18 protein-coding genes are annotated in these 12,450 nt (G+C 37.0%); 1 reads left to right on the top strand and 17 read right to left on the bottom strand.

Annotated elements, in window-relative coordinates; genetic code table 11:
- Positions 1–5 precede the first annotated feature (5 nt).
- The 14 genes from AC6CH1_RS04045 to AC6CH1_RS03980 all read right to left on the bottom strand — a co-directional run bounded on the left by AC6CH1_RS04045 (position 6) and on the right by AC6CH1_RS03980 (position 11,227).
- Positions 6–386, bottom strand: coding sequence for a head-tail connector protein (locus tag AC6CH1_RS04045; RefSeq protein ID WP_498316390.1), 381 nt, complete (start codon positions 384–386; stop codon positions 6–8).
- Positions 386–556, bottom strand: a complete 171-nt coding sequence (locus AC6CH1_RS04040) for a hypothetical protein (protein ID WP_498316389.1) — start codon at positions 554–556, stop codon at positions 386–388. Before AC6CH1_RS04040 ends, AC6CH1_RS04045 begins: the two co-directional genes overlap by 1 nt.
- A gap of 17 nt (positions 557–573) precedes the next feature.
- Positions 574–1,524 (bottom strand): phage capsid protein, encoded by a 951-nt coding sequence (locus AC6CH1_RS04035; protein WP_498316388.1) that lies wholly within the window; start codon positions 1,522–1,524, stop codon positions 574–576.
- A gap of 17 nt (positions 1,525–1,541) precedes the next feature.
- Positions 1,542–2,177 carry a hypothetical protein gene (locus AC6CH1_RS04030; RefSeq protein WP_498316387.1) on the bottom strand — a complete coding sequence of 212 codons (636 nt, stop codon included), beginning with the start codon at positions 2,175–2,177 and terminating at the stop codon, positions 1,542–1,544.
- A 90-nt stretch (positions 2,178–2,267) separates the two neighbouring features.
- Positions 2,268–2,420: a hypothetical protein gene (locus AC6CH1_RS04025; RefSeq protein ID WP_498316386.1), complete on the bottom strand. Its 153-nt coding sequence runs from the start codon at positions 2,418–2,420 to the stop codon at positions 2,268–2,270.
- The gene (locus AC6CH1_RS04020) at positions 2,417–3,544 is read right to left on the bottom strand and encodes a phage minor capsid protein (protein ID WP_498316385.1); all 1,128 of its coding nucleotides are present in this window, start codon (positions 3,542–3,544) and stop codon (positions 2,417–2,419) included. The genes AC6CH1_RS04025 and AC6CH1_RS04020 overlap by 4 nt, the downstream gene beginning before the upstream one ends.
- Positions 3,545–3,548: 4 nt before the next feature.
- Positions 3,549–5,045, bottom strand: coding sequence for a phage portal protein (locus tag AC6CH1_RS04015; RefSeq protein ID WP_498316384.1), 1,497 nt, complete (start codon positions 5,043–5,045; stop codon positions 3,549–3,551).
- 11 nt (positions 5,046–5,056) lie between these two features.
- Positions 5,057–6,340, bottom strand: a complete 1,284-nt coding sequence (locus AC6CH1_RS04010; protein WP_498316383.1) for a PBSX family phage terminase large subunit — start codon at positions 6,338–6,340, stop codon at positions 5,057–5,059.
- On the bottom strand, positions 6,327–6,899 hold the full coding sequence (locus tag AC6CH1_RS04005) for a helix-turn-helix domain-containing protein (RefSeq protein WP_498317734.1): 573 nt from the start codon (positions 6,897–6,899) through the stop codon (positions 6,327–6,329). The genes AC6CH1_RS04010 and AC6CH1_RS04005 overlap by 14 nt, the downstream gene beginning before the upstream one ends.
- Positions 6,900–6,975: 76 nt before the next feature.
- A complete protein-coding gene (locus AC6CH1_RS04000; protein WP_498316382.1) occupies positions 6,976–7,470 on the bottom strand; it encodes a hypothetical protein in 495 nt (164 codons plus the stop codon).
- A gap of 68 nt (positions 7,471–7,538) precedes the next feature.
- On the bottom strand, positions 7,539–7,781 hold the full coding sequence (locus AC6CH1_RS03995; protein WP_498316381.1) for a hypothetical protein: 243 nt from the start codon (positions 7,779–7,781) through the stop codon (positions 7,539–7,541).
- A gap of 349 nt (positions 7,782–8,130) precedes the next feature.
- Positions 8,131–9,399, bottom strand: coding sequence for a hypothetical protein (locus AC6CH1_RS03990; RefSeq protein ID WP_498316380.1), 1,269 nt, complete (start codon positions 9,397–9,399; stop codon positions 8,131–8,133).
- A 288-nt stretch (positions 9,400–9,687) separates the two neighbouring features.
- On the bottom strand, positions 9,688–10,221 hold the full coding sequence (locus AC6CH1_RS03985; protein WP_498316379.1) for a sigma factor-like helix-turn-helix DNA-binding protein: 534 nt from the start codon (positions 10,219–10,221) through the stop codon (positions 9,688–9,690).
- Between the two features lie 499 nt (positions 10,222–10,720).
- Positions 10,721–11,227 (bottom strand): Holliday junction resolvase RecU, encoded by a 507-nt coding sequence (locus AC6CH1_RS03980; protein ID WP_498316378.1) that lies wholly within the window; start codon positions 11,225–11,227, stop codon positions 10,721–10,723.
- An 82-nt stretch (positions 11,228–11,309) separates the two neighbouring features.
- Between AC6CH1_RS03980 and AC6CH1_RS03975 the strand changes: the two genes are divergently transcribed.
- The gene (locus tag AC6CH1_RS03975; protein WP_498316377.1) at positions 11,310–11,555 is read left to right on the top strand and encodes a hypothetical protein; all 246 of its coding nucleotides are present in this window, start codon (positions 11,310–11,312) and stop codon (positions 11,553–11,555) included.
- A gap of 17 nt (positions 11,556–11,572) precedes the next feature.
- Here the strand turns inward: AC6CH1_RS03975 and AC6CH1_RS03970 are convergent, their stop codons facing one another.
- The 3 genes from AC6CH1_RS03970 to AC6CH1_RS03960 are packed head-to-tail and all read right to left on the bottom strand — an operon-like array spanning position 11,573 to position 12,417.
- A complete protein-coding gene (locus tag AC6CH1_RS03970; protein WP_498316376.1) occupies positions 11,573–11,965 on the bottom strand; it encodes a molecular chaperone in 393 nt (130 codons plus the stop codon).
- Positions 11,966–11,980: 15 nt separating this feature from the next.
- Entirely contained in the window at positions 11,981–12,202 is a 222-nt protein-coding gene (locus AC6CH1_RS03965; protein WP_498316375.1) for a hypothetical protein, read from the bottom strand.
- A complete protein-coding gene (locus AC6CH1_RS03960; protein WP_498316374.1) occupies positions 12,199–12,417 on the bottom strand; it encodes a hypothetical protein in 219 nt (72 codons plus the stop codon). The genes AC6CH1_RS03965 and AC6CH1_RS03960 overlap by 4 nt, the downstream gene beginning before the upstream one ends.
- Positions 12,418–12,450 lie beyond the last annotated feature (33 nt).

Here is a 12,450-nt window from a genome sequence, read left to right as displayed (position 1 = left end):
GCATATTAACAACACCTCACGCCGCTATATAATAAACCAGTATATTGTAAGTACATCAGTGCATCAGTTGATAAGATGTTTTTCTCTACATTAGCGCCAGCCTTTCCAGAAATCGATGTACGCCCAATTGTGACGGATTGAATACTAGACAAGCCATGAGCTGTATTCGTCCCCATATCGTCAAAATAATCGATTTGAGCAGTAACCGCTTTTTTAAATTGCTCCCTACGATACGGGACATCCATATTAATATCATTGAAACGATAAAAAGCGCGAGTAACGCTATCAATCACCTCACTCGCTTTCTGTAATAATTTCGGGAATGCTTCTTCAGTTACAGAAGCATTTCCCCAAAATTTATATTCTTCATAAGTGAGGTAAGGCATTACTCCTCACCCTTTTCATCTACACGCTCTAGGAAATCGCCTGTCCATTTCTCTAAGTTTTTCATGGCTTCATTTGCTCGTTTTACCGTCATTTCAATAACTTCACCGGCCGTATATACTGTGCCTGTTTCAATATCCTCGAATCGTTGTAATACTTTATACTTTGCCATTTAAAACACTCCTTTCATTATCCTGCCGGAACTTCCGCCGGACCTGTGACTTTTACAACTGCTTTCTTATTGTCATTCGGAATAAATTCGCCGGCTTTACCAGCACCTTGTAATGCTACGCCGTCGAAGTCCTCAGATTCGATTGTTCGAGCTGTGTTAATGCCGGTAAACGCTTTTGCCACACCATCAATAAAGACATAAGCCACCTCGCCAGTTTGAGCAAGTGATTCCGGCAGCTCTTGAATTTCAAAGCCTTTGAAACGGTATACTTCGTTATCATCGATATTTGTACGAGAGTTTTTACCTGTCGTCATTAATGGATGGTCAACGATCGCATTGTATAAGGAAGGCGTAACAACAGCCACTTTGTTTCCTACTGCCTCTATGTTGATGTAGTATGCAGCTAAACGATTGAATAGCGCTAACACTGCATCATTCGAATAAACTTCTAATGCTTCCGTTTTGCCTGCAACAGAAGAAATGAATGCACCATGATGTCGGTTAAATTCATTTACTTTCATTTGCGCTTGTAAATCTAAACGGTCTGCAATCGCTGCGTTAAAGTCGTTGTTTACCGTGTGACGGTCAATCCCTTCATGGAATTTCCAATCCCACGTATACGGTACGTCAGTATCTACGTAAATAATTTCTGTACGTGCACCGAATCGTGTAGAATTACCAGTACCTGAGCCAAACGCGACATCTGGATCAGTGTTATATGTGCCGACTACAACCGGAATATCTGATGTCTTAACAGAAAAGGCAGTCGCATTGTTTGAAATGCTGTCCAAGGCTTGTAACCCGCCTGTGAAGAAGCGTCCGAAATACGCTTGCTTACGGAATACTGCAGTCATTAACTCTCTGAATTGTTTTTGATAAATGCGCACAGGCTGGTCGTTGTTATCCCCCGCAGCAAAGAATTGTAATGACGGTAATTGAATGAATAACTCTTGCTTTTTAATTTCCATGGATAAAATCCCTCCGATTATTTATTATATTTTGCTAATTTAGCAGCAAACGGATCATCTGTGCCGTTGCCTGCCGGTGGTGTATGCTGACCACCGCTAAACGATGGTTTGTTCTGTTGCTGTTCTTGCTGTGCTTTAAAGTGTGGGTACTTTTCGATTGTTTGCTTGATAGCCTCGTCAATCGTAATCTCGTCAGTAACCTTTGTTTTGGCAAGTACAATTAAATCCTCCAAAGCTTCAGGGTCAGCGCCCACTTTAACTGCCGCTAATTGGGCTGCTAAAGTTTCTTTTTCAGCTTTATAAACCTCTAAATCTTTGCTTGCTTGCTCTAACGCATCAGCTTGCTTTTGAGCTTCTGTTTTCTGGCTGTCTTGCCAATCTTTAAATTTTGCAAGCCCATCTTTCGCGTTTTTGAAATCGTCAAAGCCTACTGACTTTAAAAAGTTTTCTTGTGCTGCTTTCTTTTCTTTCGCAATAAGATTATTCAGTTCCTCTTGCGTAAAGGTTTTCTGTTCTGCCGGTGGATCCTTTGGTGGATCTTGTGGAGCAGGATTATCCCCTCCGTCTGCTGGTGGATTATCGCCGCCATCAGCGAAGTATTGTAAATCCGTTAATGGTAAAAACGGTTTGAAAATTTTGTTTTGTTCTAACATCTAAAAGCCCTCCAATAATGGATAATGTACTTACGTTTCTTTATGGCGTCTAACGTATAAAAGACATAATAAAAAGCCGTATTGCTACGACTACAGAACTTCTTTCTCTTTAACGAAATATGCGTACTTAGATTTTTTCCCATCTTCTTCAGCTTTTTCACGCTTATTATAAACACCTTTTAGTTCAACGTTTTCTGCGAAACCTCCAGTAGTCATTAAGTAGAGTAAATATACTTTTTTCATGTAATCACCCTCTCCTTATCGTATCGTCTTGTTAAACCATGCTCTGCCACAAATTCAGCAACCTTGCCCTGACGTTCCCTTACTTTCTTTTTAAATTTAGCAACTGTTTCCTCGTCCTCTGTCACCATTGCTATATTTAAAGCACGCTTTGCTTCTCTGACTTGGCGCTCATAATAACGCTGCTGCTGAGTGAGTTTATATTCTTCATTAGCTTTCGTTTCATCGACCTGCATCTGATTGTTTTCGTTAATACCTTCAACATATGGGTACAAAATGTGCCGGCAATTGATTCCTCGAATACCGTCCGGCTTTCCGTAACCGAAATCGTAAATACTCGGATATTCCGGATCACTTGAAGGATTGCTCATGGAACAAATGCCACCTTGTATTTTTGCGCATGCTGGCCGAGCGTTGCTGTAGCTATTCACTAGCACCAAATCCACACCATACTCTTCCATACGGCTCAAACGTAAATCGTTGTACGTTCGGTTCACTGTAGACCTGAGCACCGTGTCAACATAGTGCTCCAAATGCCAAGTACGTCCTGCCTTATCAACAAAGCCCGTTTCAATGCCCTTCTGCTGCCACTTAATCACCGTTTCCGTAACAACTTGATTAATCGTCTTATTACCGGCTAAAACCTGTGCTGTCGTTTCCTCAACGATTTTACGGTACATTCGAGTGACTGTTCCTTCGCCGTAATTGGTGGTAATGAGCGTTTGATTGACGAAATTATCAATCTCGCGAAAGGTTTGTTTTACATATGATTCGAGCACGTTGTCAAGATTACTAGGCAAAGGCTTTTGCTCGTATTTCGCTTTAGCCAACTGTTGTTCAATGCTCTCAATAGAGCTGTAACCGACATCTTGAAATATATCTTCAATCATTTTAGTAGCAAGCCCTGTTTTTTCAGCCAATGCTTTAATGGTTTCTTGATTGAGCATGCGTAACTGCTGCATCTTCTCAATTTGCCATTCCAAAACGTAATCTTTACCTTGCTCAGGTGGTGCTTTTAATCGATTGGCAATTTGTCGAAAGAGTTCATCCTCTAAAGCTACGTAAATATCACTGATCTGTGAGGTGTATTCGTTAAATTGATAAGGGGTAATGACTGGACCTGCCATTTAATCACTCCCTTTGCCCAAATAAAACGGATTCTTTTTGAAGTTGCTCTAATGACGGTTGCCCGGACAATTCTTCTTTTTGAATTTCCTCAATTAATAGAATTGCTTCTTCCTCGGTCAAGCCATGAATTTTCATAATCGCCTTAACTCGTGACTGTAAACGTGAACCGACAAGTAAAATCTGCTCATTTATATCTGCAAGTCTATCTTGGGCAATAGAATCATCAAAAGTAACAGTCACATCATATTCAGCTGGTGATGTATATAACTCATATAATTCAGCGACAACGCCAATACACTCAATTAAATCGGTAATTCCTTGCTCAACAACATTCTCATGAGATTGCTTGGTACGGAAAGTTTTACTATTCTCTGATACAACCTCGGTAGCCGTTTTCATGCTTTTGCCATCAAACGTAAAGGCACCTGGACTAAATCCTATCTGCATTGCCAGGATATTTAAAAAAGCGTTGATAGCTGCAATGTGCTCGTCAACGCGTAATTCAACTGATATGTCATGTATTTTGTCACTGTCCATATTGCCATCACTAAATGCTTCATATGTTTCGTCAGATGGATCAAAATAACGGTGAAGCTTTTGCGTCTGCGGATCCAAAACCGTTTTGACCATGTGAGAAGGAACTAAAATCCGTTTCTTCCCTAATCTAAATTCACGAATGAAGGAATCGAATGTAATGTCAATTGCTCTTAACGTGTCGTAGGAGTTTGCATAAACCGAAACACCAAGTGGAACAGTACTATCAATATTATTTGCAATAGCCGGTTGGAAATAAGCGAACAACGGACGCTCAACGTTCTTAATACGTGTTTCTGCTTCTAAATCCGTAAACAGTACAGTCAACGACACTTTCGTTCCTAAATCAACGCCTGTCTCACTCTCATACAATTCATTTTTAATTACATACTCATTGCCCTCGAATGTATGCCATTCCAGATGGGTATACGTTTTGTTCTGCTTTTTAATTTCCGAAACAAAAACACCCTCCGTAATGTTGGAATTGGTCCAACTAATCGGAAGGAAACAGTCTGCTGTCACGTATGATAATTTAATTTGCCCGTCTTTAACATATGGCTTAATGGCCATGCCACCCTGAGCAAACATAAATTCTAAATACTGTTGGAAGTTGCCGTTAAATTTATTGTCTTTAAATACATCTTCAATAAATGTATTAAAGCCATCATCCGATACACTAATATTGCACCGTTCATTAAAGATTAATGAGGCCATTTCATTACTGATTACTTTTGGCATGCCCAGTGTAGCCATTCTACGATTATTTACTTGCTTTTCGATTGTACGATAGATCAAGTCATGCATCTCCGGCAGATAGCCTTTATGCATCTCACGCCATTTAATAATATGATTGTAAAAGTCCTCGGGTAGCGACACCTTTTTATGATCCGTCACACTTTCCAATTGCTTAATCAGTTTCAATTTCACACCTACTTTCCGTATAAAGCCTTTAATTCCTTCAAACATGGTTTCACCACCTAAACTCTAACGTATCTTTTAAAGAAATAATTGTGAGCATATCTGCATTCATCCAAAGCATGGTTATAATCATCAATAGGCTCGCCGTTATCCAAACGGACATACATACCAATTTCTTTGAAGAAGTCGTAATGATCGTACTCGCTGTCCGTTTCAACTACAAAGAATTGTTCATCAGCAATCGAGTTTTGCAATCGTTCAATTCCAACCTCTTTGCCTTTCGATTTCTTTTCTACATCCTTTGCATTGTTATCAGCTTTACTCGTTTGAATGCCAACTTCCCTCAGTTCTTCTCGTAACGATAAACAAGCTGGGTCAACAAAGAATTCCGAGTAGCGCATTTCAAATTTGTTCACACACCATTCTACAAACCTTTTAAGTTCTTTCGCATAAGTAGACATAGCTTTTATTTGGCCCGTATCTGCTCCGCTGTGATAATAGTTAGCTACCCGTAGCAATCGAAACTTACTTTCAAACTGCACAACAATATTGCAACTGCATGAGGTCGCATCAGATTGCCCGCCATCAGCTACAAAGAACATTTCATATACTTTCCCTCGAATAGCAGGTAAAACGTTATCCTGCATGCTGAACATCGAATAGATGACGCCTTGTGGCATTACTCGTTTACCTTCCCAGTCACGCTCAAGCAAGTATGGATTTTTGGATAATACTTTGTAAATCTCCTGCTTACGTTCTTCTGTGATAATCGGGTTATCGTGAATTGTCCAATGCATCCAGCGTGTATTCTGAACTTCGAATACCTCTTTAATTACTGGATGATGTGGAGCCGGAGGATTAAGGTCTGCTAAATGGTAACGGTCTAATGCAGCAAATGTACGGCGAAAACATTCTTGTATCATCTGCATATTGAGTAAGTTAATCTCACAAAAAACAACGCTGCCTAATGACATACCTGTAATAGCGCCGACACTGTTTGATTTACCGCCGCCCTTGTAATACACCTTTTTAACGCCATTTGGTGTATGTATTTCTAGGTGTGAGCCGTGTTCATCATGCTTGATACTACATAACGGCCCAAAGATATGCATAAGCCCTGTGCCATCGCCATCAATAAACAGTCGATAAGCTTGTTCCTGGTTGTATGCAACAATGAGATGGTTTGTATCGCGTGTCCAAGTTAAATAATCAGAATAGCGGAAATGACCGGCTGTTGTTTTGCCTGAACGTGGCGTACCTTCCAGCACATCAAACGTAAAATCATATGGACGAAAGATTGCTTCAAGTTGCTTGGCACTAAATTTAATATCAAGCTTCGCCATTCGATTCACCACGCTTCATTTCTTCGTATTGCTTGCGCCCTTCTAATAAAGCATCCAGTAAACTTGTGTCCTTCTTATCACCACGTAGTTTAGCTGCACGCATTTGGGCAAAGTCTGTTTCAGCTTTGAGTTTCTCAGCTTGTAGCTGTTGCAAAGGTGTATCTCGCCACTGATCCGGTTTCCGGTTTTTAAGCCAGAAAATTTGTGCTGTCGTGTCAGGCTGCACTTCTTTCGTAACAACCTTAGTGACAACCAAACGGCCCGAACCGTCTTCAACCATCTCTCTTGTCACTTCCTCGTATTGATAGCCTAATGCACGTTTAAGCAAAGCATTTTCAACTTGACGATCAATGACTTCCTTGCCCCTTTTTAAGGTGTCCGATATGTCCGAAAACTTCTTTTTCCACTCATTTAAAGTAGATCGTGTAATTCCCATGTTTTTTGCTATCTGTTCATCTATTAAGCCATCTCTAGCCCAGCCTTCAATTTTTAATAATCCTTCCGGTGTGAGCCATTCTTTGTACTTCCCCTTCGCTCCACCTTTATTAACTTTCCCAATGGCATCACCTCATTATGCTAATTGCTTTGTAAATATAAAAAAGCCACGCTCGAATGAACGCGACCAGTATGTATATTTATTTTTTACTAATCAATTCCGCTTCTTTAATAGTAATTGTTATTTGAATAATCTTTTGAAGCTTATTTAACTTTATATATTTTCTTGTATAGCTTAAAGACAATATAAATATTAACAAAATAAAAGAAAATATTAGGCCTATAATCCAATACATAAATGATAAGCCATCAGGAACAAACTCTAATTTGCCTTGACTAATTATAAATGATAGTAAGGCCACGTAAAATGCCACCATAACAGCACAGATTATTGATATTAGTGAAATAATAGAATTTATATTATTTGTTGTGTTTGAATGAATCACATTATTTGACTCATTATCGCTTTTAACTGTTTCAAGCATTGTATTTAATTCTTCTACCGAGAAATTATCAACATACTTTTTAACAAAATTCTTCATAGTAAGGGTATCATAATAATCTCGATTAAGAGCAGGTTTAAAATACTTAAATATTTCTTTACTGCTATACAATAGCCTAATTTCTCTTTGCACTAGTAGCACTCCTTTAATCACAAAACACTAACGAAAACGTTTTTATAGATCTTAAATTATTACTTTTACTATAAGATGCCCAAACTAATCAATTGCTCTCGTCTACGTTTAGCATCTTCTTCACTTGCGACAAATCTATATACATTTCCATTGAATGAATATAGTTCACCAATACAATATCCTCTCTCTATGGCATTAAATCGTTTATTTTTATCACCTGTGTCAGCTTGCAAAACTCTTGCAGTTTCTTGGATTGTTTCACAATGACATAACATTACGCCATTTTTATAAATAGTAATTGGCACTAGCATAATATCATCCTCCATATATTCTTTATATTATATGGAAAGATATTGAATGAGCAAACGGTATTTACAATATTCCCAAAAGTACTTATTTACTATTTTGGAATAACATCTAAATTATAGGATAACTGTTTTTAGTATCACGACTCTCTGGCTCTTAATGGTATATCATGCTTTTCTGCGAGCTTTGCTAATGTAATTTTTGTTGTTTCATATTCCAGTTTAATTTTCTCCCAGCTAATCATACTGCATCAACACCACCTCCGAAACCTAAAAATAAAAAGTCACTCTCTATTGAAAGTGACTAGTATGTTTATTTTTCAAATTCTAGATATCCTTTAATCCCTAATCATTTTCAAGAAACCGTTGCCCCCTCTACACCTTGTAAGAAATCCGCTATTCTTGGGTCTTTTCTCATATATTCAAGAATTGGCCACTCCCTTAACTCTTCGATACTGAATGAATCAGGGTTTCTTTCTAGAACACTATAAAAATCATCTGCGCTTTCTAACAAAGATAATTTACAAAGTTGGTATTGTATTTGTAATCCTGAAACATCATAATTCTTAATAGTTTCACAAATCCCTTCAAAATTTCCAAGTTCTTTTTCGCATAGCCATATATTCATTTGAGTACTTATCTTTTCTGCGTTTGTTTCGGTCTTTGGTAATAAAAATTCAAAAATAAATTTTGCAAATTCCCAATCCTGTTCTTTCATAACATTATATCCCTGTTTAAATATGAAATCGGAAGCTTCATTTAATTCTTGTTTATCAAATGCATTCCATCCCTCTAACAATAATATAGTTCCGAATATTTTGACATTCTGAACCGCCTTATTTAAATAAGGTTCCGAAATAGAAATTGTCTTACCTTTACTAACTTCTTCTGAATACTCCTTAGCAACTTTTTTTAAATATACGTTATTTACAATTCCATCATTATGCACAAATAAGTTCCTTCTACAATAAGCTTCATTAATTTGTTCAATAAACAATTCAATATTCTCTAAATTAACGCCCGCCTTATTTAAATAAATAATCCAACTTTTAAATCCACCATGCATAATATCTAAAATTTCATTTTCAATTAAATGATCTAATGCTTCATCTATACTTTCAAAATCTCTAAGATCTTTGTACTTAATAGATTTTTCACCAGGATTAAATGCATTCGGATATTTAGATAATCGCATTTTCATTAATTTCGAAACTAAATTTTCAAAATAAATCATTAAACTTGTCAACGAGTTTCTATTTATTAATTCTCTTTGTCTCATCATCAAATCAGATATTTTTATTAATTCTTGTATATTTTTGTCCATTTCAGAATTAGATATATCTATTGAAACACTATTTTCTTTACTTTCATTAATAGAAATATTTACACCTTTATCTGCAAATTTTTCATTTATTATTTGTATATCAAAATCTTCTTTTTTTATAGATTGCGGTATAGTTATCAATTCTTTTAAAACTTCAGCTGCCACTCTCGTATTTTCATCTTTTTTTAGACTGCCTTCATTAAAACTAATTTTCACCAAATCTTTTTGAGCCTTAATAAAAAGTTCCAAAGCTTTTATATTTTGTTGGAAATTATGGAATTCACTTTTTAAGTTCAACATTATAACCACCTTTATCCTTATTAACAATACATCTCCAAATATACTATATATTTGTCGAATTTTAAAGGTATATTATACTATTTCTGTTAATAACTTATAATCTATTTTTCATAATTTCCTAACATACTAAAAGAGCACTCATCTATTAGGTGCTCTTTTTTGATATAATACTTAATACTTAATACTTAATGCTTAATGCTTAATACTTAAAATATTTTAATAATATAGCCTCTCATTTTTATAGTAAAAAATAAGTGCTCTTATATATAGGGTATTCGTATGGCAAAATCAGCTAACAAAATCAAAAATATCTGTTTGTGTACCTTTTTGGATATTTTGATTAATTTTTGTGCGAGCTCTTTTGTAATAACTCTGCACCGTGCTCTTGCTAATATCTAGCATTCTAGCAACCTTACTAAATGGTAGGCACTCGGCTTCAATTGCAACAAATACTGCTTTTTCATCTGAAGTTAATCCTTTTAATGCACTATTAACCTTTTTTTTGTTTTCCTCAGCTTTTCTCAAGTCGGCTTTAAATCGCTGTTCGTCCTGATGTGATTCAATATAGTTCTGTAAGTTGGACATGCTATCCAACATTTCATAGTCGTTATTGGCATAAGCCATATACGTCTGCATATGGTACGGATCCATTGGAAATGCGTCCGCTCGAGTTGATGCCCGATACTCTGCAGGGTCATAACCTGTTTCCATCCATTCAATTGCCTGTTTCACTTCCTGGTACATACTGCCACTTGTTACGCCCTCAGACTTCATTTCCTTCAACAACTGCTTGTATTCCTCTAATAACTCCGGAAAATACATAAGATTGCCCCCCTTATGCTATAATTGGTGTGTCACCCATATATAGCAAGAGGGGAACCGTAGCGACTGTACTCGTTACGGTTTTTAATTTGTTTATACAAGAACATACCTATAATGAAATTGTATAATTTTGCTGACTTGAGGTGATAACTCAAATCTTTTTTATGTGCTTTTTACTAAGCGATTTGTTTGATATTAAGTAGTAAATAAAAAACTACTAGCCTCTTTTTGTAATAAATGGTATATTAATTATGGCATGGCGGAACTGGCAGACGCGCTAGATTGAAACTCTAGAGGTCTAAGGACCGTGCGGGTTCGATTCCCGCTGCCCAAATCACCCTCAGACTGTAAAGTTTGAGGTTTTTTGTTTTATAACGGATTTTTTGCAAAATGCTTATCAAACTAAATCCCATGGCTCCACTTTTTTTGTTCAATTAATAAATAAACCGATCCACTAGATATACAATATAATCTATCAATCTACAAAGTCGCTTTTTCATCAAAACGACTCCAAATAATGCAGCGTGTACCCATCCTTACTTTTGACCTCGGTTGCCATTGTTTCGAATTCTTTCAATGCAATCGATTTACGTCCACCACTTTGACCACGTTCCCAAGCCCATTTAAGCGTTTCGAACGGTAACATGAAGTATTTATCCTGTTTGCTAAAATAAACGATTAGGAACGCAACTGCGCCTTTTTCTGACCATGATTTCAGCAAGTTATATTGATGATCTTCTAAATTCGCTAACGGAAAATTTGTACCTGATGTTTGCTTAACATCAAAAATAATTGCAGTGCCCTTATAAATGCCGCAGTAATCCACCCATAGAGCTTTTTCTTTACGACCTTTTACTGTTCGGCCATAATCCTCTGTTATTTTTACAGGTGTTGGAATTTTATTAATATCTGCAACACCTGCGTTCCGATATTTGTTATTTGCCATATCGATGATGCGCTCCAAAAACGCACCTCGATTGGCATATGATTTATTTTTTCGAATCATTTTTACCACCTTTTTTCTATAAATGTGAAACTTTTATTCTAGTAATACGTATTAATTACAAAATAAGGAAAGGATGATGGTTTTGGATTTACAAGATGCTTTATTAGAAGGCATTATGCTTGCTATTTCAACTTTAGGCTCCCTCTTTACAATGGAAAATCTAATAACAGTTGCTCCAGTTTTATTATTCGCGGTTTTTATAATTATAATTGGCATAGTTTTAGGCTTTGCATACGAAATGGTTAAGTCTTTTTTTCGTACAGGCATTGGACAACTTGTTCTCCTGCTAGGTTTAGGTGTAGTAGCTGCGAACGTCTGGATATTCTAGACGTTCATGCTATTCCGCTACACCCCCAACAACTGCGCATAAGCAGCTTCATATTCTCGAGCAAACAGTTCTAGCTCATTCACTGGCTTATACATTGGCACAACCTTGCAACGCTTGGCTATCTCTTTATAGATATCTCTCTGTACTTCTTCATGCGCTACAACACTAAATACTGACTGGGTCATGAGCTGTCCCGATGTAAACAATGATTGATCCGTATAAACTGCGAAATTCATATATCGCATTGTGTTATGGAATATCCCCTCATTATTCATTTCAAGCTGTACTGGCTCAATTGATTGAATTACATTCCCACGGTATTCAAACTGAATGCCACCTGCTGGAATTTCGATGACTTTATGACCTTGATTCTCGATTATTCGGTCTATTTTAAAGAATGCTAGATTCATAATTATTCCCTCCCCTTACGCCACCTGCTGCATTGGCTCTTTACCATTCACCATCTGCACACTCGGCATTAATTTGTTATAAAAATCCCCATCTGTCGTATGGCGCTTGTACATGTTCATTACGTCCTGCTCGTTATAGCAAATTGTTTTAAATGACGCTTCATCTTTACCTGGCTCTCTCCAGAAAATAACTGCTAAAGGTGTTGGTCCACCGTATCCGATTAATGTTGGTTTCATCGTAAGCCCTCCTCGGCCATCTTTTGTATTTTCGCCATTGCTGAATTAAATGGTGCGTACTCTCCTGAGAAATCTTTGACTGCGTTTAATACTTCCTCCAGCTGCTCGATCCGCTGTTTCGAATCCTCAATAATTTCATGAATTGCCTCGTTCAGTTGTGGTTCGACTGTATGAATACCGTTGTTGTAAATGGTATAGGCTGAGTGTATGTTCACTTCCAATCCCCCTTTGCCTTAAAATAAGTGTAC

The sequence above is a fragment of the Solibacillus sp. GQ1 genome (assembly GCF_059758555.1).
This window is presented reverse-complemented; position numbering and strand designations above follow the sequence as displayed.